This is a genomic window from Parasulfuritortus cantonensis (assembly GCF_004337445.1).
GTDB lineage: Bacteria > Pseudomonadota > Gammaproteobacteria > Burkholderiales > Thiobacillaceae > Parasulfuritortus > Parasulfuritortus cantonensis.
Window position 1 is genome coordinate 54,373 of sequence record NZ_SJZB01000012.1, and the last position, 26,093, is coordinate 80,465.

Sequence of the window (26,093 nt, forward strand, 5' to 3'; positions counted from 1 at the left end):
GTCCAATCGAAATCGAGGTTAGCGTGAATTCTGTCAAGAAGAGCTTTCAATACGGTCGCCACACGGTGACCCTGGAAACCGGCGAGATCGCCCGTCAGTCCTCCGGCGCCGTGATGGTGAACATGGACGACACCGTGGTGCTGGTCACCGTGGTGGCCAAGAACGAGGTGAAGCCCGGACAGGATTTCTTCCCGCTCACCGTCGATTATCAGGAGAAGACCTACGCCGCGGGCCGCATCCCGGGCGGCTTCTTCAAGCGCGAGGGCAAGCCCTCCGAGAAGGAAATCCTGACCTGCCGCCTGATCGACCGGCCGATCCGCCCGCTGTTCCCGGACGGCTTCTTCAACGAAGTGCAGATCATCGCCACGGTGATGTCGCAGAACCCGGAAGTGGATTCCGACATCCCCGCCATGCTCGGCGCGTCCGCCGCCCTGATGCTGTCCGGCGTGCCGTTCAACGGCCCGATCGGCGCCACCCGGGTCGGCTACATCGACGGCCAGTACGTCCTCAATCCCACCCTGACCGAGCTTAAGACCTCCGATCTGAACCTGGTCGTGGCGGGTACCGAGGACGCCGTGCTGATGGTCGAGTCCGAGGCCAACGTCCTCTCCGAGGACGTCATGCTGGGCGCCGTGGTCTATGGCCACGAACAGATGAAGGCGGCCATCGACGCCATCAACGAGCTCACCGACGAGGCCGGCAAGGACGCCTGGGACTGGACCGCCCCCGAGCAGAACGCCGCCCTGGTCGAGCAGATGACCGCCCTGTGCGGCGACGATCTCGCCAGCGCCTACTCGATCAAGCAGAAGCAGGCCCGCATGGCCGCCGTCGACGAAGTGCGCAACCGCGTCTTCGCCGAGATGATCAAGGAAGACATGGACACGGTCGCGGTCAACGAGATCAAGGACATGTTCCACGCCTTCGAGGCCAAGGTGGTGCGTAGCCGCATCCTGGCCGGCGAGCCCCGCATCGACGGTCGCGACACCCGCACCGTGCGGCCGATCAGCATCCGCACCGGCGTCCTGCCGCGCACCCACGGTTCCGCCCTGTTCACCCGCGGCGAGACCCAGGCCCTGGTGGTCGCCACCCTCGGCACCGGCCGCGACGAGCAGATCATCGACGCCCTGACCGGCGAGTACACCGACCGCTTCATCATGCACTACAACATGCCCCCGTTCGCCACCGGCGAGACCGGCCGCGTGGGCAGCCCGAAGCGGCGCGAGATCGGCCACGGCCGCCTCGCCAAGCGTGCCCTCCTGGCCATGCTGCCGAGCAAGGAAGACTTCGGCTACACCATCCGCGTGGTGTCCGAGATCACCGAGTCGAACGGTTCCTCCTCCATGGCCTCCGTGTGCGGCGGCTCGCTCGCCCTGATGGACGCCGGCGTGCCCATGGGCAAGCACGTGGCCGGCATCGCCATGGGCCTGATCAAGGAAGGCAACCGCTTCGCCGTGCTGACCGACATCCTGGGCGACGAGGACCACCTCGGCGACATGGACTTCAAGGTCGCCGGTACCGAGGACGGCGTCACCGCCCTGCAGATGGACATCAAGATCGAGGGTATCACCAAGGAGATCATGCAGGTCGCCCTGAAACAGGCCCGCGAGGCCCGCCTGCACATCCTGGGCATCATGAACCAGGCTGAGAACCAGCCGCACGAGATGAGCCAGTATGCGCCGCGCATGATGACCATGAAGATCAACCCGGAGAAGATCCGCGACGTGATCGGCAAGGGTGGTGCGGTCATCCGTGCCCTGACCGAGGAAACCGGCACCCAGATCGACATCGCCGAGGACGGCACCATCACCATCGCCTGCACCAGCTCCGAGGCCGGCGAGGCCGCCAAGAAGCGTATCGAGGACATCACCGCCGAGGTGGAAGTGGGCCGCGTCTACGACGGTACCGTGCTGAAGATCCTGGACTTCGGCGCCATCGTCAACGTCCTGCCGGGCAAGGACGGCCTGCTGCACATCTCGCAGATCGCCCACGAGCGCGTCAACAGCGTCGCCGATCATCTCAAGGAAGGCCAGGCCATCAAGGTCAAGGTCCTGGAGACCGACGACAAGGGCCGCATGCGCCTGTCCATGAAGGCCCTGATCGAGCCGCCCGTACGCGCGCCGGCCCCGGTCGAAACCCCGGCCGCCGACTGAGGCAGGGTTCGGGAAGGTAAAAAAAGCGGCTCCGGCCGCTTTTTTTACGTCCGCTCGTTGCCGCCCAGCAAGTCGACGATGCCCTGCCACCAACGCCGCCGGTTCTGCGGCACGTGATGGCTGGGATCGAGGTCGGAGGGCGGCATCCGGCTCATCACCCAGCCCGGCAGCACCTTCTGCTTGCTGGAGCCGCACGAGGTGCCGAGGTGATTCGGATCGTAGATCTTGATCAGGCTGGGTTGCTCGAGGTTGTCCGCGTAGACGATGCCGCAGTACTCCTCGTCATGTTCCTTGCGCAGCAGCATGTCCAGTTCGCGCAGGAAGGTGGCGACGTGGGCGCCGTCCGCCGGCAGCTCCGGACGCGTCTCGCCCAAGGCATACAGGTACCAGCCGGCACCGACGTCCAGGCGGCCCCAGAAGTTTTCCAGTTGCTCCCAGGTCAGCAGACTGAACAGCATGCCGTCGAACAGGGCGTCGAATTCCGGGTTTTGATTAGGGAGCATGGGGACGGGTGTTGCGCTATCGGAAGAGTACGGTATTTTACTTCTTGATTTTCAATTGAAAACCCCGCAACAAGAGAGGATTTGGAATGCTCAAAGCGCTGTTGTTCGACGTCGATGGCACCCTGGCCGACACCGAGCGTGACGGCCACCGGCCGGCCTTCAATGCCGCGTTCCGGGAATTCGGGCTGGACTGGGACTGGGATGTCGAGCTGTACGGAAAACTGCTGGCGGTGACCGGCGGCAAGGAGCGCATGCGCTATTACGTCGAGCAGTTCCGGGCCGATTACGTCAAGCCGGCGGATTTCGACGCCATGGTGGCCGAACTGCACAAGGCCAAGACCCGGCATTACACGCGCATGCTGGCCGAGGGCGGCATCCCGCTGCGTCCCGGCGTCAAACGCCTGCTGGCGGAGGCGCGCGCCGCCGGTCTGATCCTGGGCGTCGCCACGACGACGACGCCGGACAACGTCACGGCCCTGCTCCGGCACAGCCTGGCCGACGACGGCCCCGACTGGTTCGCGGTGATTGCCGCCGGCGACATCGTCCCGGCCAAGAAGCCGGCGCCGGACATCTATGCCTGGGCGCTGGAGCGGCTCGGCTTGGCCGCCGGGGAGTGCCTCGCCTTCGAGGATTCGAAGAACGGCATCCGTTCCTCGCAGGGGGCCGGCCTGAAGACGATCGTGACGGTGAATGACTACACGCGGGCGGACGATTTCTCCGGCGCCCTGGCCGTGCTAACGGATCTGGGCGAACCGGAGGCGCCCTATCGGCGCCTGGATCGGGACGAGACCGGCGTGGTCGACCTGGAACGCCTGCAGGCTTGGTATCAGGCCTGAACCGGCCGGCCGTCGCCTCGGCCGGCGCGTGCGTCGGCGGCTTCCAGGGTGTTCTGGAGCAGGGTCGCCACGGTCATCGGGCCGACGCCGCCGGGCACCGGGGTGATCCAGGCGGCGCGGTCCTTCGCGCTCTCGAAATCGACGTCGCCGGCCACGCGGCCGTCCGCCAGGCGGTTGATGCCGACGTCGACCACCACGGCGCCCTCGCGTAGCCATTCGCCGCGGATCATTTCCGGCCGGCCGACCGCCGCCACCAGCACTTCGGCGCGCGCGATGTGGGCCTTCAGGTCGCGCGTCGCGCTGTGGCAGACCGTCACCGTGCAGCCGGCCATCAGGAGTTCCAGCGCCATCGGGCGGCCGACGATGTTGGAGGCGCCCACCACTACCGCCTCCTTGCCGCGCAGGTCGATGTTCGTGGTGGCCAGGAGGCGCATCACGCCGTAGGGCGTGCAGGGACGCAGGGTCGGGCGCCGCTGGGCCAGGCGGCCCAGGTTGTAGGGATGGAAACCGTCGACATCCTTGCCCGGGGCGATGTGGTCGATGACCGCGTTCGGGTCGATGTGCTCGGGCAGGGGCAGCTGCACCAGGATGCCGTCGACCTCGTCGTCGCCGTTCAGGCGGTCGATCAGGGCGAGCAGTTCGGCTTGCGAGGTCGTGGCCGGCAGGTTGTGGGCGAGGTCGCGTACGCCGGCGATCGCGCAGGAACGCCGCTTGTTGCGCACGTAGATGGCCGAGGCCGGGTTGTCGCCGACCAGGATCACCGCGAGGCCGGGCGCCGGCCGGCCGGCACCGACACGGGCGTCGACCTCGGTGCGGATGTTGAGCAGGAGGGCGTCGGCGATGGCCTTGCCATCGATGATTCGGGCGGTCATGGTGTGCGGGTGGCCTTTTTGACGAGAGGGAAATTTTAGCCGACGCCGATATCGTCATGACATTGATTTTTGCGCGCCCCGCGGGTATATTCCGCACCCTTCGGGGTGTAGCGCAGCCCGGTAGCGCGCCTGCTTTGGGAGCAGGATGTCGGAGGTTCGAATCCTCTCACCCCGACCAAGCGTTGCCGGACATGCAGTTGCACACTGCCCGCCGGACGATCTGCCCGTAGCTCAATTGGATAGAGCACCAGCCTTCTAAGCTGGGGGTTACAGGTTCGATCCCTGTCGGGCAGGCCAAGGTTTTCAGTGGCGGCGGTAGCTCAGTTGGTAGAGCACTGGATTGTGGCTCCAGGTGTCGAGGGTTCGATTCCCTTCCGTCGCCCCATCTATTTCCCCTCGCAGGTCGGCCGCACGAACGGCGTTGTAGCCGAGTGCGTGCGCGCCGCGGGTGTCCGACCGTTGAGCCAAATCGCGGCCCTGCGTATAATCTTGTAATACTTCAAACAAGCTTTCGGCGGGATGGATGCGAGTCCGTCCCGCTTGTCACGTCTAAGGCTCTAAAGCAGGAGTAATCTTGACTTCCTTCGCGCCCGCGATCCTCACGCTCGCCGACGGTTCCATCTTCCGCGGCTACTCGATCGGTGCCGACGGCATTGGCGTCGGCGAAGTGGTGTTCAACACTTCCATGACCGGCTACCAGGAAATCCTTACCGATCCGTCCTATTGCCGGCAGATCATCACCCTCACCTATCCCCACATCGGCAATGTCGGCACCAACCCCCAGGATGAGGAGTCGCCCAAGGTGCACGCCTCCGGGCTGATCATCCGCGACCTGCCGCTCCTGGCCAGCAACTTCCGCATGACCCAGCCCCTGCCCGACTATCTGCGCGCTCAGGGCGTGGTGGCCATCGCCGGCATCGATACCCGCCGCCTGACCCGTCTGCTGCGTGAGAAGGGTGCCCAGAACGGCTGCATCATGGCCGGCACGGTGGACGAGGCCGAGGCGCTGCGGCGTGCCCAGGCCTGCCCGAGCATGGCCGGCCAGGACCTCGCCAAGGTGGTGACCTGTGCCGAACCCTATGCCTGGCGCGAGGGCGAATGGGCGCTGGGCCGCGGCTTCGGCGAACCCGGCGAGGCCGCTTTCCACGTCGTCGCCTACGACTTCGGGGTCAAGCGCAACATCCTGCGCATGCTGACCAGTCGCGGCTGCAAGGTTACCGTGGTACCGGCCCAGACGCCGGCCGCCGAGGTGTTGGCGATGCAGCCGGACGGCATCTTCCTGTCCAACGGCCCGGGCGACCCGGAGCCGTGCGATTACGCCATCGACGCCATCCGCGAGATCCTGGCGGCCAACGTGCCGACCTACGGCATCTGCCTGGGCCACCAGCTCCTCGGCCTGGCCTCCGGGGCCCGTACCGTGAAGATGAAGTTCGGCCACCACGGCGGCAACCACCCGGTCCAGGACCTGGATAGCAAGCGCGTCATGATCACCAGCCAGAACCACGGCTTCGCGGTCGACGCCGAGACCCTGCCGGGCAACCTGCGCGCCACCCATGTCTCCCTGTTCGACGGCAGCCTGCAGGGCATTGCCCGTACCGACTGCCCGGCCTTCAGTTTCCAGGGCCACCCGGAGGCCAGTCCCGGCCCCCATGACGTCGGTTACCTGTTCGACCGCTTCGTCGCCATGATGAAGGAGCGGAACAATGCCTAAGCGTACCGATATCCACAGCATCCTGATCATCGGTGCCGGCCCGATCATCATCGGCCAGGCCTGCGAGTTCGACTATTCCGGCGCCCAGGCCTGCAAGGCCCTGCGCGAGGAAGGCTTCCGGGTCATCCTGGTGAACTCCAACCCGGCCACCATCATGACCGACCCGGAGACGGCCGATGCCACCTACATCGAGCCGATCAACTGGCAGACCATCGAGAAGATCATCGAGAAGGAGCGCCCGGATGCGGTCCTGCCCACCATGGGTGGCCAGACCGCGCTCAACTGCGCCCTCGACCTGGCCAGGCACGGCGTCCTCGACAAGTACGGCTGCGAACTGATCGGCGCCAAGAAAGAGGCCATCGACATGGCCGAGGACCGCCAGCTGTTCAAGGAGGCGATGACCCGCATCGGCCTCGGCTCGGCCCGCTCCGGCATCGCCCACTCCATGGAGGAGGCCATGCAGGTCCAGGCCGGCATCGGCTTCCCGGTCATCATCCGGCCGTCCTTCACCCTGGGCGGTACCGGCGGCGGCATCGCCTACAACATGGGCGAGTTCGTCGAGATCTGCGAGCGTGGCCTGGAGGCCTCGCCGACCAAGGAACTCCTGATCGAGGAATCCCTGATCGGCTGGAAGGAATACGAGATGGAAGTGGTCCGCGACAAGGCGGACAACTGCATCATCGTCTGCTCGATCGAGAACCTGGACCCGATGGGCGTGCACACCGGCGACTCCATCACCGTCGCCCCGGCGCAGACCCTGACCGACAAGGAATACCAGCTCCTGCGCGACGCCTCCATCGCGGTCCTGCGCGAGATCGGCGTCGACACCGGCGGCTCCAACGTCCAGTTCGCCATCAACCCCGATGACGGCCGCATGATCGTCATCGAGATGAACCCGCGCGTGTCGCGTTCCTCGGCCCTGGCCTCGAAGGCGACCGGTTTCCCGATCGCCAAGGTGGCCGCCAAGCTGGCCGTCGGCTACACCCTGGACGAACTCAGGAACGAGATCACCGGCGGTGCCACGCCGGCCTCGTTCGAGCCCTCGATCGACTACGTGGTGACCAAGATCCCGCGTTTCGCGTTCGAGAAGTTCCCGCTCGCCAACGACCGCCTGACCACCCAGATGAAGTCGGTGGGCGAGGTGATGGCGATCGGCCGCACCCAGATGGAATCCCTGCACAAGGCCCTGCGCGGTCTCGAGACCGGTGCCGACGGTCTGGACGAGAAGTCCACCGACAAGGCCGAGATCGTCGCCGAGATCAGCAACCCGGGCGCCGAGCGGCTGTTCTATGTCGCCGACGCCTTCCGGATCGGCATGAGCATGGAGGAGGTGTTCCGGATCACCAAGATCGATCCCTGGTTCCTGGTCCAGATCGCCGCCATCGTCCTGCAGGAGAACGACTTGCGCGGCCGTTCCCTGGCCGAACTGACCCGGGACGAGCTGTACACCCTGAAGCGCAACGGCTTCTCGGACCGCCGCCTGGCCAAGCTCCTCGACACCGACCAGCACATGGTCCGGCACCGGCGTTGGGAGCAGGGCGTGCACCCGGTCTACAAGCGCGTCGACACCTGCGCCGCCGAGTTCGCCACCGCGACGGCCTACCTGTATTCCACCTACGAGGAGGAATGCGAGGCGCAGCCGTCCGAGCGCAAGAAGATCATGGTCCTGGGCGGCGGCCCGAACCGGATCGGCCAGGGTATCGAGTTCGACTACTGCTGCGTGCATGCCGCCCAGGCCTGCCGCGAGGACGGCTACGAGACCATCATGGTCAACTGCAACCCAGAGACCGTGTCGACCGACTACGACACCTCCGACCGCCTGTACTTCGAGCCGCTGACTCTGGAAGACGTCCTGGAGATCGTCCGCATCGAGAAGCCCGAGGGCGTCATCGTCCAGTACGGCGGCCAGACGCCGCTCAAGCTGGCGCGCGACCTGGAGAAGAACGGCGTGCCCATCATCGGCACCACGCCCGACATGATCGACGCCGCCGAGGACCGCGAGCGCTTCCAGAAGATGCTGCACGGCCTCGGCCTGCTGCAGCCGCCCAACCGCACCGCGCGGGCCGAGGACGAGGCCATACGCCTGGCCGAGGAAATCGGCTATCCGCTGGTCGTGCGGCCGTCCTACGTGCTGGGCGGCCGGGCCATGGAGATCGTCCACGAGGAATCCGACCTGCAGCGCTACATGCGCGAGGCGGTCAAGGTCTCGAACGATTCGCCGGTGCTGCTGGACCGCTTCCTGAGCGACGCCATCGAGGTCGACGTCGACGCCCTCTCGGACGGTACCGACGTCCTCATCGGCGGCATCATGGAGCACATCGAGCAGGCCGGCGTGCACTCGGGCGACTCCGCCTGTTCGCTGCCGCCCTACAGCCTGTCGCCGCGCCTGCAGGACGAGCTGCGCCGGCAGACCGTGGCGATGGCCAGGGCCCTCAACGTGGTCGGCCTGATGAACGTGCAGTTCGCCATCAAGGGCAACGACGTCTACGTCCTGGAAGTGAACCCGCGCGCCTCGCGCACGGTGCCTTTCGTGTCCAAGGCCACCGGCCGGCCCCTGGCCAAGATCGCCGCGCGCTGCATGACCGGCCGCTCGCTCAAGGACCAAGGCGCGGTGCGCGAAGTCATCCCGCCCTACTATTCGGTCAAGGAGGCGGTCTTCCCGTTCCGCAAGTTCCCCGGCGTCGATCCGATCCTGGGCCCGGAGATGAAGTCCACCGGCGAGGTCATGGGCGTCTCCGACCGCTTCGGCGAGGCCTTCCTGAAGGCCCAGTACGCGGCCAGCGTCAGCCTGCCGAAGAAGGGCAGCGTGTTCATCTCGGTGCGCGACTACCAGCACCCGGACGTGGTGCAGATCGCGCGCCACCTGAACGACCTCGGCTTCGGTCTGCTCGCCACCAAGGGCACCGCGAGCGCGATCGAGGGTGCCGGCATGCCGGTCACCCGGGTCAACAAGGTGGCCGAGGGCCGGCCGCACATCGTCGACATGATCAAGAACCAGGAGGTCCAACTGATCATCAACGTCGTCGAGGACAAGCGGGCCATCAAGGACTCGTCGTCCATCCGCACCGCGGCGCTGGCCCAGAACATCCCCTACTACACCACCCTGGCGGGTGCCGAGGCGGCCTGCCTGGGCATGAAGGACCGGGGTGAAATCACCGTTTACGACTTGCAGAGCCTGCACCAGCGTCTGGGCTGAGCGGGCGGAAGGAATACCGATGCAGAAAGTGCCATTGACCGTCACCGGCGCGGAGATGCTGAAGACTGAGCTTCAGCGTCTGAAGTCGGTCGAGCGTCCCAACGTCATTGCCGCCATTGCCGAGGCGCGCTCCCACGGCGACCTGTCGGAAAACGCCGAATACGATGCCGCCAAGGAGAAGCAGGGCTTCATCGAGGGGCGCATCAAGGAACTGGAGGGCAAGCTGGCCAACGCCCAGATCATCGATCCGCGTCACCTCGATGCCGAGGGCCGGATCGTGTTCGGCGCCACCGTGGAACTGGTCGACGCCGAGACCGGCGACGAGGTGAAGTACCAGATCGTCGGCGACGACGAGGCCGACATCAAGGCCAACAAGATTTCCGTGTCCTCGCCCATCGCCCGCGCCCTGATCGGCAAGTACGCCGGCGACATCGCCGACGTGCATGCGCCCGGCGGCCTGCGCCACTACGAAATCCTCGACGTCCACTACATCTGATGCGCAACCTGCCGGACCTGCTGGCCAGCTGGGCGGCCACCCTCTGGGTGGGCGGCATGTGGGCGATCGGCTACCTGGCCGCGCCGACCCTGTTCTACCACCTGGACGACCGCGTGTTGGCCGGATTCCTGGCCGGGCGCATGTTCACCTGGATATTCATCGCCGGCATGGTGTGCGGCGGCTGGCTGCTGCTCCACCGTTTGCTGCGTTCCGGCGTCGGGGCGTTCCGGCAGGCGGCGTTCTGGATCGTCCTGGTCATGCTGCTGCTCACCCTGGCCCAGCACTTCGGCATCCAGCCAATCATGCAGCATCTGAAGGACCAGGCCATGCCGCAGGACGTCATGAAGAGCCTGTTCAAGGACCGCTTCGCGGCCTGGCACGGCGTCTCCAGCGTGGTCTACCTGATCGAGTCGCTGCTCGGCCTGGTCCTGGTGGCCAAGCCGCGCTAGGCCTCAGGGGAGCGCCAGGCGCGGCTCCTCGGCCGGCTTGTAGACCAGCAGTATCTTGCCGATGTGCTGGACCGGCGCGCAGTCCAGGCGCGCGCAGATCTCGACCAGCCAGGCCTCGCGGGCGGCGCGGTCGTCGCCCAGGCAGCGTATCTTGACCAGCTCGTGGGCGGCCAGGGCCCGCTCGGCCTCCTTCAGGACGGCGTCGGTCAGGCCATTGCCGCCGATCATCACCACCGGCTTGAGGCTATGCGCCTGGGCCTTGAGGAACTTGCGCTGGGGCGGCGTGAGATCGAACATAACAGACTCCTGATACGGACTTCGGCGGTTTGAGAGGCGGCCGATATTACATGAAACGACAAGCCAAGACCCACGCCTGGCACCACCAGCACGTCAACGACTTCTACGTCCGCCAGTCGGTCGAGCAGGGCTGGCGCTCGCGCGCCGCCTTCAAGCTCATGGAGATCGACGACAAGGACCGCTTGTTCAAGCCCGGCCAGACCGTGGTGGACCTCGGCTGCGCGCCGGGCGGCTGGTGCCAGGTGGCGGTCCAGCGCCTGAAGGGCCAGGGCCGCATCGTCGGCGTCGACCTCCTGGAGATGGTCGGCATCGGCGGGGTCACCTTCATCCAGGGCGACTTCACCGAGGACGCCGTCCTGGCCGAGCTGGAGGCGGCCGGCATCGACGCCGGCGTCGACCTTGTCCTTTCCGACATGGCCCCCAATATAAGCGGCGTGGATTCGGCCGATCAGGCGCGGAGCTACTACCTGGCCGAGTTGGCCCTGGACTTCGCCGGACGCCATCTGAAACCGGACGGTGCCTTCCTGATCAAGGTCTTTCAGGGTTCCGGGTTCGAGGACTATGTCCGGCAGTTGCGGGCCGTCTTCGGGTCGGTCGCGGTACGCAAGCCGAAAGCGTCGCGCGACCGCAGCCGGGAGGTCTATCTGTTGGCCAAGGGCTTGATAGTCCGGGACTAATACGCCGATAGATTGCCTGAACTGTCGGATTCGGATAGGGTCCCATCTAACGTTTAGCTGTCGTACGAAGGAATCGCGTTGAACAATCTATTCAAGAACGTCGCCATCTGGCTGATCATCGCCGTGATACTGATGACGGTATTCAACCAGTTCGGGCCGCGTCCGATGGTGCAGAGCCAGGTCGACTACTCCCAGTTCCTCCAGGAGGTGAAGGGGGGCCAGATCGCCAAGGTGACCATCGACGGCCGCGTCCTGCGCGGCGTGCGCAGCGACGGCGCCCGCTTCACCACCTACGCGCCCTCCGACCCCTGGATGGTGTCGGACCTGCTCAAGGCCGGCGTGGTGATCGAGGCCAAGCCGGACGAAGAGCCGTCCATGCTGATGAGCATCTTCGTGTCCTGGTTCCCCATGTTGCTGCTGATCGGCGTCTGGATCTTCTTCATGCGCCAGATGCAGGGTGGCGGCAAGGGCGGCGCCTTCTCGTTCGGGAAGAGCCGCGCCCGCATGCTGGACGAGAACAACAACCAGATCACCTTCGCCGACGTGGCCGGCTGCGACGAGGCCAAGGAAGAGGTGAGCGAGCTGGTCGAATTCCTGCGCGACCCGTCCAAGTTCCAGAAGCTGGGCGGGCGCATCCCGCGCGGCGTGCTGATGGTCGGCAACCCGGGTACCGGCAAGACGCTGCTGGCCAAGGCCATCGCCGGCGAGGCCAAGGTGCCGTTCTTCTCGATCTCCGGTTCCGACTTCGTCGAGATGTTCGTCGGTGTCGGCGCGGCCCGCGTGCGCGACATGTTCGAGCAGGCCAAGAAGTCGGCCCCCTGCATCATCTTCATCGACGAAATCGACGCGGTCGGCCGCCAGCGCGGCGCCGGCCTGGGCGGCGGCAACGACGAACGCGAACAGACCCTGAACCAGTTGCTGGTCGAGATGGATGGCTTCGAGGGCAACCTCGGCGTCATCGTGATCGCCGCCACCAACCGTCCCGACGTCCTCGACCCGGCCCTGATGCGCCCGGGCCGCTTCGACCGCCAGGTGGTGGTGCCGCTGCCCGACATCCGCGGCCGCGAGCAGATCCTTCTGGTGCACATGCGCAAGGTGCCCGTGGCCGCCGACGTCAAGGCCGACATCATCGCCCGCGGCACGCCCGGCTTCTCCGGCGCCGACCTGGCCAACCTGGTCAACGAGGCGGCCCTGTTCGCCGCGCGCGCCAACAAGCGCGTGGTCGACATGGACGACTTCGAGCGCGCCAAGGACAAGATCATGATGGGCGCCGAGCGCCGCTCCATCGTCATGCCCGAGGAGGAACGCCGCAACACCGCCTACCACGAGTCCGGCCATGCCGTCGTGGCACGCTGCCTGCCCAAGACCGACCCGGTGCACAAGGTCACCATCATCCCGCGCGGCCGCGCCCTGGGCGTGACCATGCAGCTGCCCACCGAGGACCGCTACAGCCAGGACAAGATTCGCCTGCTCTCGACCATCTGCGTCCTGTTCGGCGGCCGCATCGCCGAGGAGGTGTTCATGAACCAGATGACCACCGGCGCCTCGAACGACTTCCAGCGCGCCACCGACCTGGCCCGGCGCATGGTGACCCAGTGGGGCATGTCCGACGAACTCGGCACCATGGTCTACGGGGAGGAGGAGGGCGAGGTCTTCCTGGGCCGCTCGATCACCACCCACAAGAACGTCTCCGAAGCGACCATGCAGAAGGTCGATGGCGAGGTGCGCCGCATCATCGACGAGCAGTACGCCCGGGCGCGCAAGATCATCGAGGACAACCGCGACAAGATCGAGGCCATGACCCATGCCCTGCTGGAGTGGGAGACCATCGACGCCGAGCAGATCGACGACATCATGGCCGGCAACCCGCCGCGCCCGCCGAAGCCGTCCGCCGCCCAGCCGCCGGCCCGTTCCGGCAACGATACCCCGAGCGCCCCGGCGCCCAGCGCGACGCCCGCCGAGGAAGCCTGAGGCCGTCGCCGAACTAGCCTGATGCGCCCCGGCCGGCCGGCCGGGGCTTCTTTATTTCCGCTCACTGCCATGCCGATACCCGCCGACCGCCCATTGGTGATGGGCATCGTCAACGTCACCCCGGACTCCTTCTCCGACGGTGGCCGCTACCTCGACCACGCCGCCGCGCTCGACCATGCCGGCGCCCTGGTCGCGGCCGGCGCCGCCATCCTGGACCTGGGTGGCGAGTCGACCCGGCCGGGCTCCCTGCCGGTGCCGGTCGAGGCCGAGTTGGCGCGCGTGCTGCCGGTGCTCCAGGCCGTCCACGACCTCGGCGTGCCGGTCTCCGTCGACACCATGAAGCCGGCCGTGATGCGCGCCGCCGTCGCCGCCGGCGCGGCGATGATCAACGACGTCTACGGCTTCCGTGCCGAGGGCGCCTGGGAGGCGGTCCGGGACAGCGATTGCGCACTCTGCATCATGCACATGCAGGGCGAGCCGCGCAGCATGCAGGTCGCGCCCCGTTACGACGACGTGGTGGCCGAGGTCGAGGCCTTCCTGGCCGACCGCATCGCCGCCGCCGAGGCCGCCGGCATCGCCCGTGCACGGCTGTGGATCGACCCGGGTTTCGGCTTCGGCAAGAGCCTGGAACACAACCTCGCCCTCCTGCGAGCCCTGCCCCGGCTGGCCAGGCTCGCGCCGGTACTGGCCGGGCTGTCGCGCAAGCGCATGATCGGTGCCCTGACCGGCCGGGAGGTGCCGGCGGACCGCGTCGCCGGGAGTGTGGCGGCGGCGTTGCGGGCGGTGGAGAATGGCGCCGGCATCGTGCGCGTGCACGATGTCGCGGAAACCGTGGATGCGCTGAAGGTCTGGCTGGCGAGCGCCGGCCGGGCCTGAGCGCGGCCAGCATCCGGCGCGGTGGCGACCGCGCCGGCAACAACGAGGACGAGGCAGACATGAGCAGGAAGTATTTCGGTACCGACGGCGTGCGCGGCAAGGTGGGCGAGACCCCGATCACGCCCGATTTCGTCATGCGCCTGGGCTATGCCGCGGGCAAGGTGCTGGTCGCCACCGGGCACGCCAGCCTGGGCGGCGAACGGCCCTGCGTGCTGATCGGCAAGGACACCCGGGTGTCCGGCTACATGCTCGAGTCGGCCCTCGAGGCCGGCTTCACCGCCGCCGGCGTCGACGTGCGCCTGACCGGGCCGATCCCGACGCCCGGCATCGCCTACCTGACCCGGGCCCTGCGCCTGCAGGCCGGCGTGGTCATCTCGGCCTCGCACAACCCGTACGACGACAACGGCATCAAGTTCTTCTCGGCCACCGGCGCCAAGCTGCCGGACGACACCGAGCTGGCCATCGAGGCCGCCCTCGACGCGCCCATGCAGACCGTGGCCTCGCGCGGCCTCGGCAAGGTCAAGCGCCTGGACGACGCGGCCGGCCGCTACATCGAGTTCTGCAAGAGCACCTTCCCGAACGACATGGACCTGCGCGGCCTGCGCGTGGTGGTCGACTGCGCCCACGGCGCCGGCTACCACATCGCCCCGCCGGTATTCCACGAACTGGGCGCCGAGGTCATCGCGGTCGGCAACCGGCCGGACGGCTTCAACATCAACGAGGCCTGCGGCGCCACCCATCCCGAAGCCCTGGCCCGGGCCGTGCGGGAACAGGGCGCCGACCTCGGCATTGCCCTGGACGGCGACGGCGACCGCCTGATCATGGCCGACCGCAGCGGCGAGATCGCCGACGGCGACCGCCTGCTCTACGCCATCGCCCGGCACCGCCTGGAGAGCGGCCAGCTCAAGGGCGGCGTGGTCGGCACCCTGATGACCAACCTGGGCACCGAGACGGCCCTGCGTGCCCTCGGCTGCGACTTCCGGCGCGCCAAGGTGGGCGACCGCTACGTCCTCGAGATGCTCAACGAGGCCGGCTGGCAGCTGGGCGGCGAGACGTCGGGCCACATACTCTGCCTGGACCGCCACACGACCGGCGACGGCATCATCTCGGCGCTCCAGGTCCTGGCCGCCCTGCGCCGCTCGGGCCGCAGCCTGGCCGACGTCATCCGCGACTGCCCGGTCTTCCCGCAGGTCCTCATCAACGTCCGCGTCGCGCGCGGCTTCACGCTCGAGGGCCAGGCCGGCGTCCCGGCCGCGGTCGCCGCCGTCGAGGCGGAACTGGGCGACAACGGCCGGGTCGTCCTGCGCGCCTCCGGCACCGAGCCGCTCATCCGCGTCATGGTGGAAGGCCGCGACGCCGACCAGGTCAGCCGCTGCGCCGAGCGCATCGCCGCCGCGGTGCGGGCCGCGGCCGGGGTTTGAGGCGGGCGCTTGCGGTACCATTAGGTCCATTCAGCAGGTCCAACCAACGGAGTCCGTCATGCCCCATTCCGCAGAACACGCCAAGGCGCCCGGCGCCGTCATGGAGCGCGAGCACCAGATCCAGATCGGCCTGGCGCAGGCCTTGGTCGACCACCTCGAACAGGGCGGCGACGCCAAGCTGGCCGCCGAGATACTCGATCAGCTGGTGGCCTACAGCTCGGCGCACTTCATGTCCGAGGAGCTGCTCATGCGCCTGGCCAGCTACGTGGACTACGACGACCACGTCGCCGACCACATGCACATGATGGACGAGCTCGACGCCATCCTGGAGCTGCACAAGGCCGGGCAGGCGGCGCTGGAACTGGCCAAGGTCCGCGCCGTCCAGGATTTCCTGCTCAAGCACATCCAGACCCGGGACGCGCGTTTCGCGGCCCTCGGCCAGACCGCCTGAGCCCCGCTAGTCGGCCGCGGGCGCCTCGCCCGGCAGGTCGGACACGGCGAGCCGGCGCATGGTCGGCGAGCGCTTGGCGCGGTGGCCTTCCATGCGGGTCAGGATGTCGCTCAGGAAGGCCGTCGTCTCGACGATGTACGGCCCCTTGTTGAGCATCACGCACTCCGCCCGCGCCGACAGGGCGGCGTCGGAGACCTCGGCGCGCGACGGGATGCCGCGCTTGGTCATGGTCTCCAGCACCTGGGTGGCCCAGACCACCGGCACGTGCGCCGCCTCGCACAGCCAGAGGATCTCCTCCTGCACCTCGGACAGGCGTTCGAAGCCGATCTCCACGGCCAGGTCGCCGCGCGCCACCATGACCCCCAGGGGCGGGTGGCGCAGGCCGGCCAGGAGGATTTCCGGCAGATGTTCGAAGGCCTGGCGGGTCTCGATCTTGACCACCGTGCCGACCCGGCCGGCACCGAGGCGGGTAAGCTCCTGCTGGAGGTCGGCGAGGTCGGCGGGGTGGCGTACGAAGGACAGGCCGACCATGTCGATGTGCGGCGCCAGGACCGCCAGGTCGGCCTTGTCCTGCTCGGTCAGGGCCGGGATGGCGAGGTCGGTGTCGGGCAGGTTGATGCCCTTCTCGGCGCGCAGCTTGCTGCCCTGCGGCGAGGCATGGGTGATCTCGACCGTGATGACGCCGTCGTGGTTGTCCAGGATGCGGCCACCCAGGCGGCCGTCGTCGAACCAGATCGCCTGGCCGGCCTCGGCGGCCGGGAATACCGCGTCCAGGGTGCACGGGATGGAGGCGGCGCGCAGCAGGCGGCCGGCCTCGTCGTGCCGGGCCATCTGGCCGGGGCGCGTCTCGCTGGTGACCAGCAGCTTGTCGCCGATGCGCAGCTGGATCGGCAGGCAGACCTCGGGCAGCGGGCCGACCGTCCCCTGGACGATCGCCTTGTCCTCGCGGTACAGTTCGCACGGACTGCCGTCCGGGATATAGCCGCGCTGGAAGCAGAGAGCCAGCCAGGAATCGCCGAAGCGTTCCTTGATGCGCAGGTGGCGCTGGGAGCCGCGGCTGTCCTGGACGTCGAGGATGTCGCGGGCGTTGGCCGCCGCGATCACCGCGTCGTCGACCGGCAGGCAGGCGTCGACGTCGACGCTGGCCGGCTCGGTGCGGCTGCGCGGGGTCAGCCAGATGCGTGCCGGCGCCGTCACCCGGCCCCAGCTGTCGCGTTCGGGCTTGAATTCCACCAGGCGGCCGATCGGCGCGATGGCGCCGGTGCGCAGCTTGGGTCCGGCCAGGTCGGCGTGCACCTTGCAGCGGCGCCCGGTGGCCTGCTCGGCCGCCCGCAGGTTGCCGATCATGGCCAGCCAGGCCTCCGGCCCGTCGTGGGCGCAATTGATGCGGATGATGTCGAGGCCGGCATTGAGCAGGTCGTGCAGCAGCTTCGGCTGGCTGGCCGCCTCGGACGGCAGGGTGACCATGATCCGGCTGGCGTGGCTGGCCCGGGCCGGGCCGAACAGTTCCTCGGCGCGCGCCCGCAGCACGGCCTCGCCCGCGGCGATGGCGACGGCACCCTCGGCCTCGGGCCCGGGCGCCTCGGCGGGCAGCCCGGCCAGGGCGCGCAGGGCGCCGGCGACGGCATCCAGTGACGCCAGGGTGTGCGCCTCGGCGGCGGCCAGGCGGCTGACGCCGAGCAGCCTCAGTTGCTGTTGCAGGGTGCGGATGTCGTGCTGCCGGAGGGCGAGGTAGTGGAGCAGGTTGCTGGCACTGGCCCGGTGGCTGGCGGGCACGGCGCGTATCTTGGGGCGATGGCCGAGCTCCAGATCGAGGGCGTGGCGGCGGAGTTCGAGCAGGGTGCGGAGGCTGGCGGCGGCGATCTCGGCGGTGGTGGGTACGGACACGGTAACCTTGTTGACTGGATTTCCGTATCAATCTAGCAAGCTGCCGTTCAGGAAATATGACAGCGGGTGGCGGCGACCGGGTTCGGGGTGACGGAGCGGGCTTCGGGTCGCCGCCGGCGCCAGCCCGGCACCGGCGCGCAAGGAGGGGGCGGCACGCGCTATCGCGCGGCCGCCCCGGGGATCAGCCGAGCAAGCCGCTGACGACGCTGAGGACGCTGGTGAGCAGGCCGGACACCAGGCTGACGACGGTGCCGACCACGGTGGATACCAGGCTGACCACGCTGCCGACCAGGTCGAAGACCGGGCTCAGCAGGGTACTCAGGTCGAGGCTGCCGCCGGATACTTCCTCGATTTCTTGCCGGTTGAGTTCTTGAATCGCCATGGGGGAGTCTCCTAAGTTAAGTTCAAGGTTGGATCGAGGGTGTTCATCAGAGGAGTCGAACTACGCCGCGGCCCGTGTGGGTGACCGGGCATCCGGCACAACGCCGGATGGGGTGATTCTATTGATCGTGTTTTTTAAATTACGTAAATACGGATCAATAAGTGTGAAATATGGAAATCACGCCCGCGCTGCGCGCCCGCGCGGAGACGCCGAGGCCCGGCCGTCCATGCGGGCGGCCGGGCCTCGGGAGGGGGGCTGCCGGACGCTTATTCCGGCTGCCCGGCCAGGAAGTGGCGGGCGTAGGCGGGACTGACCTTGAGCATGGGTAGGAGGATCAGGATGTCGGCGGTGTTGAAGTCGGGGTCCCAGGCCGGTTCCCCGCACACGTAGGCGCCGGCGCGCAGGTAGCCCTTGATCAGCGGCGGCACGATGGGGGCGGCTTCGCTGGTGAGCGCCTCCAGCGGCAGCGGGCAGCGCGGGAAGACGCGCCATTCGACCGGCGCCAAGTGCTTCTTGCGCACCGCGTGCCAGACCCCGGCGGCGTTGTGGCCGCCGTCCTGCATGGCGATGCTGGCGCAGCCCATCAGGTAGTCGTAGCCGCGTTCCTGCATGTAGCTGGCGAGGCCGGACCAGAGCAAGGCGATGGTGCCGCCGTTACGGTAGTCGGGGTGGACGCAGGAGCGGCCGATCTCGACCATGCGCTCGCGGATGTGGCCCAGGCGGGTGAGGTCGAACTCCTGGTCGGAGTAGTAGTTGCCGATCTGCTTGGCGGCCTCCGGGCTGAGGATGCGGTAGGTGCCGACGACCTCGCCGTTGTCGAGGTCGCGCACGATCAGGTGGTCGCACCAGCGGTCGTACAGGTCGATGTCCAGGCCCGGCTCGGGCGAATCCAGGTGCGCGCCCATCTCCTCGGCGAAGATCTGCCAGCGCAGCTTCTGGGCCTCGCGTATCTCCTCTCGGCTGCTCGCCAGCGCCACGCGGAACTGGCGCTTCTTGCGGCCTTCTTCTACCTGCAATCCGGTATGCATGATCGTTATGTGTCCATCTCGTTGCGGTGTGGACACTCTAGGAAGGCTGCGTGACAGCGGAGTTAACCGACGGTGAAAGATTGGTTACCGGCGCCGGCGCCCGGCGCCGTTCCACGAACAGGCTGTTGCCGGGCTTCTTCTTGGCCTGCTTCTTGGCCTGCTTCTTGGCCACCGCCGCCGTCGCGGCGACCTCGTGGTGGGACCGGTAGGCGGCCGCCTCGGCGTCGACGATGCCGATCGACAGGGTGGGCAGGGGATGGAACACCGTGTGGCCGGCGCGGTCCTCGCTGTAGTAGCCGCCCTCGATCACGTGGCCGGCCTCGTACAGGCGCGCGCAGCGGGCCTGGAAGCGTGCCAGTATCGCCATGCAGCGGTCTTCCCAGTCGTCGCTGCGGAACAGGATGAAGAAGTCGTCGCCGCCGATGTGGCCGAGGAAGTCGCGCCCGGCCTCGACGCCTTCCCGGAGCACCTCGGAGACCAGCAGGATCACCTCGTCGCCGCGGTCGTAGCCGTAGATGTCGTTGAACGGCTTGAAATTGTCGATATCGCAGTAGGCGGCGCGGAAGCGCAGCCCTTCGTCGAGCAGGCGCTGGATGTGGTTGTTGATGGGGACGTTGCCGGGCAACTGGGTGAGGGGGTTGGAATAGCGCGCCGCGGTGATCTGCAACTGCATGATGACCTGCATCAGGTCGAAGCCGGAACCGATGCCCAGGTAGGCACCGTCGTCGGTGATGACGAAACCGTCCGTGAAGGTCGCCTTGCCCTTGTGGACGACCAGCTTGCTCAGTTCCTCGACCGGCGTCGCGCGGTCGACCACCAGCGGGGCCGGATCCATGAATTGGGTGCAGGATCGGCGCCCGTGCAGTTCGCGCACGAAGACCCGCGAGAAGTGGTCGATGAGGGTGTAGCGGTTGACCAGGCCGATCGGCCGGGCGCTCTCGACCACGGCCAGGGCGTGCAGGTGGGCGTGGCTCTTGAACAGGTCGAGGGCCGTCTCGTTGCTGTCGCTGGCGCGCAGCACGGGGGCCTCGATGAGCAGCTTGTCGGCCTGGACGTTGAAGCCGGCCACTACCTGGCCTCGGCCGCCCGTCTTCATGGCCTCCAGAACCTCCAGGCTGACGCCCGGCGTGGCCATGGGGCGGCCGATGAAATAGCCCTGGGCGAAGCGGATGCCGAGTTCCCGCATCAGACCCAGCTCGGCACGCGTCTCGACGCCCTCGGCGATCAGCCGGGCACCGGAGTTGACCGCGATCTGCTGCAGGGAGCGGACGAACTGCAGCTTCACGGGGTCCTGGTTGATGCCGGAGACGAAGTGCTTGTCGATCTTGACGTAATGCGGCCGCAGTTCCGACCAGCGGCGCAGGCTCGAGTAGCCCTCGCCGAGGTCGTCGAGGGCGATGTGCAGGCCGAGGCCGCGGTAGTCGGGCAGGACGTCGAGGAGGGCGGCCGACTCGGCCGGTACGGCGTCCTCGGTGAGCTCGATGACGATGCGTTCGGGGGCGACCGAATGCGCCCTGAGGGTCGCCTGCAGGCGTTCGAGCGGGAGCGGGTGGTGGTCGACCATGAGCCGCGGCGAGAGGTTCAGGAACAGCCGGCCGGCCAGGCCCTGGCGGGCGAAGTCGGCGACGATGATGTCGATGCAGAGCAGTTCGGTTTCCAGGCGCAGGCCGGCCTGGTCGGCGGCCCGCAGCAGGGCGAAGGGCGAATGCAGGACGCTGTCGGAGGGGCCGCGGATGAGCCCTTCGTAACCGTGCGCGCCGGCGTCCTCGAGATCCAGTATGGGCTGCAGCAGAGGCTGCAGGCGGCGGTGGCGCAGGATGCTGGCGAGTTCCATCGGGGCGGCGGCGTGATTGGGCGGCGCGACACTAGCAGACCCGTTTGACGCCCTGATGACGGATGCCGAGGCCCTGTCATCGCCGTGTCACACACCGCGGGCAGGATGCCGGCCATGCCGAATGTCCGTTCCGTCTTCCTGTCCGACATCCACCTGGGTACGCGTGCCTGCCAGGCCGACCGGCTGCTGGACTTCCTGCGCGAACACCCGTCCGAGCACCTGTTCCTGGTCGGCGACATCATCGACTTCTGGTCGATGAGCCGCGGCATCCACTGGAGCCCGGCGCAGAACACCGTGGTCCAGAAGATACTGCGCCGGGCCCGCCACGGTGAGCGCGTGGTGTTCATCCCGGGCAACCACGACGAGGCCCTGCGGGAGTACCACGGCGTTGCCTTCGGCGACATCGAGGTGGTCGGGGAATACGTGCACGAGACCGCCGACGGGCGCCGCTTCCTGCTCGTCCACGGCGACGAGTTCGACCAGGTGACCCGCTACCACAGGTGGGTGGCGGTGCTCGGCGACATCGCCTACAACACCCTGGTGCGCCTCAACGGCTGGCTGTCCTGGGTGCGCCGCAGCCTCGGCCTGGCCGGCTACTGGTCCCTGGCCGGCTACGCCAAGCGCAAGGTCAAGCGGGCCCTGGAGTTCATCTTCGACTTCGAGCACTCGGTCATCCGCAACGTCCGCGAACGCGGCCTCGACGGGGTCATCTGCGGCCACATACACTGGGCCGCGATGAAGGAGGTCGACGGCCTCACCTACATCAACTGCGGCGATTGGGTGGATTCCTGCACCGCCATCGTCGAGCACCTCGACGGCCGGCTGGAACTGGTCGACTGGGATGGCCTGGAACGGCACCGGCCGGTGCCCCTGGCCGTGGCCGAGGTGGCCGCCGCCGTGACGGAGCGCAAGGCGGCGTGAGCACGCGCGTACTGATGGTGTCGGACGTCTACTTCCCGCGCGTCAACGGGGTGTCGACGTCGATCGAGACCTTCCGCCAGGCCCTTGCGCCGGCCGGCGTGGACATCCGCCTGGTGGCGCCGCGCTATGGCGAGGAGCCGGACCAGCACGGCATCGCCCGCATCGGCGCCCGGCGCATCCCGCGCGACCCGGAGGACCGCCTGCTGCCCTGGCGGGAGACCCGCGACACCGTGCACGCCGAGGCCGCCGAGTGCGACCTGGTGCACATCCAGACGCCGTTCATCGCCCACTACGCCGGCCTGCGTGCGGCGCGCCGGCTGGACAAGCCGGTCCTCGCCACCTACCACACCTTCTTCGAGGAATACCTGTTCCACTATGCGCCGTTCCTGCCGCCGGCCTGGCTCAAGGGCCTGGCGCGCCGCTTCTCGCGCACCCAGTGCAACGACCTCGACGCCGTGGTGGTGCCGTCCACCGCCATGCGCGACCGCCTGGCCGACTACGGCGTCCGGGCACCCATGCACGTCCTGCCCACGGGCATCCCGCTGAGCCGCTTCGCCAAGGGTGACCGGGCCCGTTTCCGGGCCGACCACGGCATCCCGGAGGGGCGCCCGGTGGTCCTCTTCGTCGGCCGCGTCGCGCACGAGAAGAACATCGGCTTCCTGATCGAGGTGGTGGCCCGGGCGCGCCGTCGCCTGCCCGAGTTGCTGTTCCTGGTCACCGGCGAGGGCCCGGCCGAGAAGGCCCTGCGCCAGCGTGCCGCCGCGCTCGGCGTGGCCGAGCAGGTGCGCTTTCTGGGCTATCTCGACCGCCAGCACCAGTTGCCGGACGCCTACGCCGCGGCCGACGCCTTCATCTTCGCCTCGCGCACCGAGACCCAGGGCCTGGTGCTGCTGGAGGCCATGGCCATGGGGCTGCCGGTGGTGGCCCTGGCGGCCATGGGCACCAAGGACATCCTGGCGCCGGGCCTGGGCGGCGTCGCCGCGCCCGACGATGTCGATGGTTTCGCGGCGGCGCTCGCCGACCTGCTCGAGGACGATCCCAAGCGGGCCCGGTTGGCCGCCGAGGCCAGGAGCTATGCCCGCGACTGGGCCGACGACCGCATGGCCGGCCGCCTGGCCGAGCTGTACCGCGGCCTGGTCAGCTAGGCGCCGTCGACCCCGAGCCGGCGCAGGGCGGCCTCCTGGCCGATCTCGCCTTCCCGCACCAGGCGCAGGTAATAGCCTTCCAGGCGTTCGTAGATGCCGTTCCAGGATGCCGCCAGGGCCGCCGCACGCGCTTCTTCGCGCAGATCGCCGAGCAGGGCCGGCGCGCCGGCCAGTCGACGCGCCTCGGCAAGGAAGGCGACCTCGTCGCCGAAGGCCGGCTTGAGGCCGTTCTCGCCGTGCCGGATGTGCTCGGCGGCGGCCGCGTAGTCGAAGCCGAGCACCGCCAGGCCGCTGGCCATGGCCTCGAGGACGACGTTGCCGAAGGTCTCGGTCAGGCTGGGGAACAGGAACAGGTCGGCGGACGCGTAATGGCGGGCCAGGTCGGTGCCGGTGTGGGCGCCGGCGTGGACGAAGCGCGGATGGGCGGCCTTCAGGGTGGCCGCCTCCGGGCCGTCGCCGACCAGGACCAGGCGGGCGTCCGGGCGGACGGCCTCGACGGCCTCGAAGGCGCGCACCAGGAGTTCGAGGTTCTTTTCCGGGGCCAGGCGGCCGACGTAGAGCACGGCGAGGCCGGCGTCGCCGACGCCCCAGTGCCGGCGCAGGTCCGGGTCGCGCCGCTCCGGGGTGAAGAGGGCGCCGTCGACGCCGCGCGCCAGGACTTCGATGTTGCGGTAGCCCTGGCCGGTCAGCTCGTCGCGCAGGCCGCGCGTCGGCACCACGGTGAGGCGGGCCTGGTTGTGGAACTTGCGCAGGTAGGCATGGATGGGCTTCTTCAGCCAGCCCAGGCCGTAGTGCCGGCTGTAGCTGTGGAAATTGGTGTGGAAGCCGGACAGGACCGGGATGCCGAGCTTGCGCGCGGCGGCCATGGCCGACCAGCCGAGCGGCCCCTCGGTGGCGATGTGCACGACATCCGGGCGCCGCATGGTCCACAGCCTGGCGAGCAGGCGCTTGGCAGGCAGGCCCATGTGCAGGCCCTGGTAGTGCGGGATCGGGATGCCCGGCCGCAGGACCTGTTCGAGATGCCCATCCGCGCTGGCGCCGGCGGCGTCGCCGCGCTGGCGCGGACGGATGAGCTGGACCTGGTGGTCGCGCGCCTGCAGGGCGGCGACGATGCGGCCGATGGTCATGGCGACGCCGTTGATCTCGGGCGGGAAGGTCTCGGTGACCATGGCCACGCGCAGCCGCCGGGCGGCCACGGGCAGGTGTTCGAAAAGCAGGTCGCTGGCTTGCATGGCCCGCTACCTTGCCTTGAGTCCGTGACAGGGCTGTGACAGCCCGCGGTATGTTCGGACCAACATTACAATGTTAATAAATTTGTAATAAGCCCCGACTAACATGCGGGCCAGTCGCAATTGGCGGCCCGTCCACTTAGATCGGAGACTCAACATGTTCGTTAGCAAGCGCATCCAATTCAAACTGGCCGGTCTGGCCGCCGCGATGGCCATGGGCATCGCCGCCAGCGCCACCGCCTTCGCCGCCGACATCACCGGTGCGGGCGCCACCTTCCCGTACGCCGTCTACACCAAGTGGGCCGAGGCCTACAAGGCGAGTACCGGCAACACCGTCAACTACCAGGGCATCGGTTCCTCGGGCGGCATCAAGCAGATCAAGGCCAAGACGGTCGACTTCGGCGGCACCGACGCGCCCCTGAGCGAATCCGAACTGGACGGCGCCGGCCTGGTGCAGTTCCCGGCCGTCATGGGCGGTGCCACCATCGTCGTCAACCTGCCCGGCGTGAAGTCCGGCCAGCTGAAGCTGGACGGCGCCACTGCCGCCGAAATCTTCCGCGGTGCCGTGACCAAGTGGAACGCCCCCGCCATCGCCAAGCTGAACCCCGGCATGGCCCTGCCCGATACCGCCATCACCATCGTGCACCGTTCCGACGGTTCCGGCACCACCGACGTGGTCACCCACTACCTGGCCAAGCAGTCGGTCGCCTTCATGCGCGATGTCGGCGCCGGCAAGACCGTGAACTGGCCCGCCAACGAGATCGGCGGTAAGGGCAACCCGGGCGTCGCCGCCAACGTCCAGAAGATCGCCGGCGCCATCGGCTACGTCGACTACGCCGACGCCAAGAAGAACGGCCTGGCCTTCGTGGCCCTGAAGAACAAGGCCGGCAACTTCGTCCTGCCGAGCGGCGACACCTTCGAGGCGGCCGCCTCGGGCGCCAACTTCAAGGTCAAGGGCATGGCCCCCGACCTGCTCGACCAGAGCCACAAGAACGCCTGGCCGATCGTCACCGCCACCTACATCCTGGCCTACGAGAAGGGCAGCGACGCCAGCAAGCAGAAGGGTGTCGTCGAGTTCTTCACCTGGGCTCTGAACAACGGCCAGAAGATGGCGGACGAGCTCGACTTCGTGCCGCTGCCGGGCAACGTCGTGAAGATGGTTGAAGCCGAGATGAAGAACATCAAGTAAAGTGTCGGCCGGTCCGGCGGGTTGCTCCGCCGGACCGTCTTCGGGAGCCGCTTCGCTGCGCGCGAGGCGGTTGCCGAAGAGCCCCGAATTGATCAGGACGATGCGATGAGCGAAGCGGCTGGGACCGGCCAGGTGGATGTGCAAGCCGCCAAAATCAAGCTGTTCAAGCTGCAGGACATGGTGTTCCACAACACCACCCTGCTGTTTGCCCTGATCGTCCTGGCCGGCCTGGTCGGCATCCTGGTCTCCCTGGCGGTCGAGGCGACGCCGAGCCTGAAGGCGTTCGGGCCGGCCTTCCTCTGGACCAACGTCTGGAGCGTGCCGGACGACGAGTACGGCGCCCTGATCGCCATCTACGGCACCCTGGTCACCTCCGCCATCGCCCTGCTGATCGCCGTGCCGGTCAGCTTCGGCATCGCCCTGTTCCTAACCGAGACCTGCCCGGCCTGGCTGCGCCGGCCGCTCGGCACCGCCATCGAACTGCTCGCCGGCGTGCCGTCCATCATCTACGGCATCTGGGGCCTGTTCATCTTCGCGCCGCTGTTCGCCGAGTACGTCGAGCCCTATCTGCA

Annotated in this window: 23 protein-coding genes and 3 tRNA genes; 18 read left to right on the forward strand and 8 right to left on the reverse strand. The window is 68.0% G+C overall.

Translation table 11 applies throughout. From position 1 onward, the window contains the following. The first annotated feature begins 23 nt into the window (after nucleotides 1-23). Entirely contained in the window at nucleotides 24-2,150 is a 2,127-nt protein-coding gene (gene pnp / locus EZJ19_RS02870; protein ID WP_131444794.1) for a polyribonucleotide nucleotidyltransferase, read from the forward strand. Nucleotides 2,151-2,194: 44 nt separating this feature from the next. Here the strand turns inward: pnp and EZJ19_RS02875 are convergent, their stop codons facing one another. Next, nucleotides 2,195-2,653 (reverse strand): hypothetical protein, encoded by a 459-nt coding sequence (locus EZJ19_RS02875; protein WP_131444795.1) that lies wholly within the window; start codon nucleotides 2,651-2,653, stop codon nucleotides 2,195-2,197. A gap of 86 nt (nucleotides 2,654-2,739) precedes the next feature. On the opposite strand from EZJ19_RS02875, the gene EZJ19_RS02880 reads away from it, so the two are divergent. Beyond that, nucleotides 2,740-3,489, forward strand: a complete 750-nt coding sequence (locus EZJ19_RS02880) for an HAD family hydrolase (RefSeq protein WP_131444796.1) — start codon at nucleotides 2,740-2,742, stop codon at nucleotides 3,487-3,489. Here EZJ19_RS02880 and folD read toward each other — a convergent pair. Next, nucleotides 3,480-4,361 (reverse strand): bifunctional methylenetetrahydrofolate dehydrogenase/methenyltetrahydrofolate cyclohydrolase FolD, encoded by an 882-nt coding sequence (gene folD, locus EZJ19_RS02885; protein ID WP_131444797.1) that lies wholly within the window; start codon nucleotides 4,359-4,361, stop codon nucleotides 3,480-3,482. The genes EZJ19_RS02880 and folD overlap by 10 nt on opposite strands. Before the next feature lie 101 nt (nucleotides 4,362-4,462). Here folD and EZJ19_RS02890 point away from each other — a divergent pair. The 7 genes from EZJ19_RS02890 (at nucleotide 4,463) to EZJ19_RS02920 (ending at nucleotide 10,213) form a co-directional block, all read left to right on the forward strand. Further along, nucleotides 4,463-4,539 (forward strand) — tRNA-Pro (locus tag EZJ19_RS02890). 42 nt (nucleotides 4,540-4,581) lie between these two features. Then, nucleotides 4,582-4,658 (forward strand) — tRNA-Arg (locus tag EZJ19_RS02895). Nucleotides 4,659-4,670: 12 nt separating this feature from the next. After that, nucleotides 4,671-4,746: transfer RNA gene (locus EZJ19_RS02900), tRNA-His, on the forward strand. A 189-nt stretch (nucleotides 4,747-4,935) separates the two neighbouring features. Further along, a complete protein-coding gene (gene carA, locus EZJ19_RS02905) occupies nucleotides 4,936-6,072 on the forward strand; it encodes a glutamine-hydrolyzing carbamoyl-phosphate synthase small subunit (RefSeq protein WP_131444798.1) in 1,137 nt (378 codons plus the stop codon). Further along, complete coding sequence (carB, locus tag EZJ19_RS02910; protein ID WP_131444799.1) at nucleotides 6,065-9,268, forward strand: carbamoyl-phosphate synthase large subunit; 3,204 nt, start codon at nucleotides 6,065-6,067, stop codon at nucleotides 9,266-9,268. Before carA ends, carB begins: the two co-directional genes overlap by 8 nt. A gap of 19 nt (nucleotides 9,269-9,287) precedes the next feature. Beyond that, nucleotides 9,288-9,764, forward strand: coding sequence for a transcription elongation factor GreA (gene greA, locus EZJ19_RS02915; RefSeq protein ID WP_131444800.1), 477 nt, complete (start codon nucleotides 9,288-9,290; stop codon nucleotides 9,762-9,764). Continuing rightward, nucleotides 9,764-10,213: a DUF4149 domain-containing protein gene (locus tag EZJ19_RS02920; protein WP_131444801.1), complete on the forward strand. Its 450-nt coding sequence runs from the start codon at nucleotides 9,764-9,766 to the stop codon at nucleotides 10,211-10,213. The genes greA and EZJ19_RS02920 overlap by 1 nt, the downstream gene beginning before the upstream one ends. Nucleotides 10,214-10,216: 3 nt before the next feature. Here EZJ19_RS02920 and EZJ19_RS02925 read toward each other — a convergent pair whose 3' ends face one another. Next, nucleotides 10,217-10,510, reverse strand: coding sequence for a YhbY family RNA-binding protein (locus EZJ19_RS02925; RefSeq protein WP_131444802.1), 294 nt, complete (start codon nucleotides 10,508-10,510; stop codon nucleotides 10,217-10,219). A 50-nt stretch (nucleotides 10,511-10,560) separates the two neighbouring features. On the opposite strand from EZJ19_RS02925, the gene EZJ19_RS02930 reads away from it, so the two are divergent. From EZJ19_RS02930 to EZJ19_RS02950, 5 genes are all read left to right on the forward strand, one after another. Beyond that, nucleotides 10,561-11,187: an RlmE family RNA methyltransferase gene (locus EZJ19_RS02930; protein ID WP_131444803.1), complete on the forward strand. Its 627-nt coding sequence runs from the start codon at nucleotides 10,561-10,563 to the stop codon at nucleotides 11,185-11,187. A gap of 78 nt (nucleotides 11,188-11,265) precedes the next feature. After that, nucleotides 11,266-13,158 (forward strand): ATP-dependent zinc metalloprotease FtsH, encoded by a 1,893-nt coding sequence (ftsH, locus tag EZJ19_RS02935; protein WP_131444804.1) that lies wholly within the window; start codon nucleotides 11,266-11,268, stop codon nucleotides 13,156-13,158. Nucleotides 13,159-13,227: 69 nt separating this feature from the next. Further along, nucleotides 13,228-14,034, forward strand: a complete 807-nt coding sequence (folP, locus tag EZJ19_RS02940) for a dihydropteroate synthase (protein ID WP_206199297.1) — start codon at nucleotides 13,228-13,230, stop codon at nucleotides 14,032-14,034. Nucleotides 14,035-14,093: 59 nt separating this feature from the next. Further along, the gene (glmM, locus tag EZJ19_RS02945) at nucleotides 14,094-15,455 is read left to right on the forward strand and encodes a phosphoglucosamine mutase (protein WP_131444806.1); all 1,362 of its coding nucleotides are present in this window, start codon (nucleotides 14,094-14,096) and stop codon (nucleotides 15,453-15,455) included. Between the two features lie 58 nt (nucleotides 15,456-15,513). After that, the gene (locus tag EZJ19_RS02950) at nucleotides 15,514-15,906 is read left to right on the forward strand and encodes a bacteriohemerythrin (protein ID WP_131444807.1); all 393 of its coding nucleotides are present in this window, start codon (nucleotides 15,514-15,516) and stop codon (nucleotides 15,904-15,906) included. Nucleotides 15,907-15,912: 6 nt separating this feature from the next. On the opposite strand, the gene EZJ19_RS02955 is transcribed toward EZJ19_RS02950, so the two are convergent. The 4 genes from EZJ19_RS02955 to EZJ19_RS02970 form a co-directional block, all read right to left on the reverse strand. After that, complete coding sequence (locus EZJ19_RS02955) at nucleotides 15,913-17,793, reverse strand: pyruvate kinase (RefSeq protein ID WP_131444808.1); 1,881 nt, start codon at nucleotides 17,791-17,793, stop codon at nucleotides 15,913-15,915. Nucleotides 17,794-17,974: 181 nt separating this feature from the next. Next, nucleotides 17,975-18,175, reverse strand: a complete 201-nt coding sequence (locus EZJ19_RS02960) for a hypothetical protein (RefSeq protein ID WP_131444809.1) — start codon at nucleotides 18,173-18,175, stop codon at nucleotides 17,975-17,977. Nucleotides 18,176-18,441: 266 nt separating this feature from the next. Further along, on the reverse strand, nucleotides 18,442-19,203 hold the full coding sequence (locus tag EZJ19_RS02965) for a GNAT family N-acetyltransferase (RefSeq protein ID WP_131444810.1): 762 nt from the start codon (nucleotides 19,201-19,203) through the stop codon (nucleotides 18,442-18,444). Nucleotides 19,204-19,240: 37 nt separating this feature from the next. Continuing rightward, nucleotides 19,241-21,037, reverse strand: coding sequence for a GGDEF domain-containing protein (locus EZJ19_RS02970; protein ID WP_131444811.1), 1,797 nt, complete (start codon nucleotides 21,035-21,037; stop codon nucleotides 19,241-19,243). A gap of 114 nt (nucleotides 21,038-21,151) precedes the next feature. Between EZJ19_RS02970 and EZJ19_RS02975 the strand changes: the two genes are divergently transcribed. Together EZJ19_RS02975 and EZJ19_RS02980 are read left to right on the forward strand one after the other, a co-directional pair. Beyond that, nucleotides 21,152-21,958, forward strand: coding sequence for a UDP-2,3-diacylglucosamine diphosphatase (locus EZJ19_RS02975; RefSeq protein WP_131444812.1), 807 nt, complete (start codon nucleotides 21,152-21,154; stop codon nucleotides 21,956-21,958). Further along, on the forward strand, nucleotides 21,955-23,103 hold the full coding sequence (locus EZJ19_RS02980) for a glycosyltransferase (protein WP_240754627.1): 1,149 nt from the start codon (nucleotides 21,955-21,957) through the stop codon (nucleotides 23,101-23,103). The genes EZJ19_RS02975 and EZJ19_RS02980 overlap by 4 nt, the downstream gene beginning before the upstream one ends. On the opposite strand, the gene EZJ19_RS02985 is transcribed toward EZJ19_RS02980, so the two are convergent. Then, complete coding sequence (locus EZJ19_RS02985) at nucleotides 23,100-24,335, reverse strand: glycosyltransferase family 4 protein (protein WP_131444813.1); 1,236 nt, start codon at nucleotides 24,333-24,335, stop codon at nucleotides 23,100-23,102. The genes EZJ19_RS02980 and EZJ19_RS02985 overlap by 4 nt on opposite strands. Before the next feature lie 154 nt (nucleotides 24,336-24,489). Between EZJ19_RS02985 and pstS the strand changes: the two genes are divergently transcribed. Both pstS and EZJ19_RS02995 read left to right on the forward strand, forming a co-directional pair. Further along, a complete protein-coding gene (pstS, locus tag EZJ19_RS02990; protein ID WP_240754628.1) occupies nucleotides 24,490-25,521 on the forward strand; it encodes a phosphate ABC transporter substrate-binding protein PstS in 1,032 nt (343 codons plus the stop codon). A gap of 105 nt (nucleotides 25,522-25,626) precedes the next feature. Continuing rightward, nucleotides 25,627-26,093 (forward strand): ABC transporter permease (locus EZJ19_RS02995; RefSeq protein ID WP_476704066.1); only part of this gene is annotated, 467 nt, incomplete at its 3' end.

What these genes read in the sequence shown, in the direction of transcription:
- EZJ19_RS02975 (WP_131444812.1), top strand. Translation starts at nt 21,152, where the DNA reads ATGCCGAATGTCCGTTCCGTCTTCCTGTCCGACATCCACCTGGGTACG.
- EZJ19_RS02960 (WP_131444809.1), bottom strand. Translation starts at nt 18,175, where the DNA reads ATGGCGATTCAAGAACTCAACCGGCAAGAAATCGAGGAAGTATCCGGC.
- EZJ19_RS02985 (WP_131444813.1), bottom strand. Translation starts at nt 24,335, where the DNA reads ATGCAAGCCAGCGACCTGCTTTTCGAACACCTGCCCGTGGCCGCCCGG.
- greA (WP_131444800.1), top strand. Translation starts at nt 9,288, where the DNA reads ATGCAGAAAGTGCCATTGACCGTCACCGGCGCGGAGATGCTGAAGACT.
- folD (WP_131444797.1), bottom strand. Translation starts at nt 4,361, where the DNA reads ATGACCGCCCGAATCATCGATGGCAAGGCCATCGCCGACGCCCTCCTG.
- glmM (WP_131444806.1), top strand. Translation starts at nt 14,094, where the DNA reads ATGAGCAGGAAGTATTTCGGTACCGACGGCGTGCGCGGCAAGGTGGGC.
- EZJ19_RS02930 (WP_131444803.1), top strand. Translation starts at nt 10,561, where the DNA reads ATGAAACGACAAGCCAAGACCCACGCCTGGCACCACCAGCACGTCAAC.
- EZJ19_RS02875 (WP_131444795.1), bottom strand. Translation starts at nt 2,653, where the DNA reads ATGCTCCCTAATCAAAACCCGGAATTCGACGCCCTGTTCGACGGCATG.
- carB (WP_131444799.1), top strand. Translation starts at nt 6,065, where the DNA reads ATGCCTAAGCGTACCGATATCCACAGCATCCTGATCATCGGTGCCGGC.
- EZJ19_RS02925 (WP_131444802.1), bottom strand. Translation starts at nt 10,510, where the DNA reads ATGTTCGATCTCACGCCGCCCCAGCGCAAGTTCCTCAAGGCCCAGGCG.
- EZJ19_RS02950 (WP_131444807.1), top strand. Translation starts at nt 15,514, where the DNA reads ATGCCCCATTCCGCAGAACACGCCAAGGCGCCCGGCGCCGTCATGGAG.
- EZJ19_RS02920 (WP_131444801.1), top strand. Translation starts at nt 9,764, where the DNA reads ATGCGCAACCTGCCGGACCTGCTGGCCAGCTGGGCGGCCACCCTCTGG.
- pstS (WP_240754628.1), top strand. Translation starts at nt 24,490, where the DNA reads ATGTTCGTTAGCAAGCGCATCCAATTCAAACTGGCCGGTCTGGCCGCC.
- EZJ19_RS02965 (WP_131444810.1), bottom strand. Translation starts at nt 19,203, where the DNA reads ATGCATACCGGATTGCAGGTAGAAGAAGGCCGCAAGAAGCGCCAGTTC.
- EZJ19_RS02880 (WP_131444796.1), top strand. Translation starts at nt 2,740, where the DNA reads ATGCTCAAAGCGCTGTTGTTCGACGTCGATGGCACCCTGGCCGACACC.
- folP (WP_206199297.1), top strand. Translation starts at nt 13,228, where the DNA reads ATGCCGATACCCGCCGACCGCCCATTGGTGATGGGCATCGTCAACGTC.
- EZJ19_RS02970 (WP_131444811.1), bottom strand. Translation starts at nt 21,037, where the DNA reads ATGGAACTCGCCAGCATCCTGCGCCACCGCCGCCTGCAGCCTCTGCTG.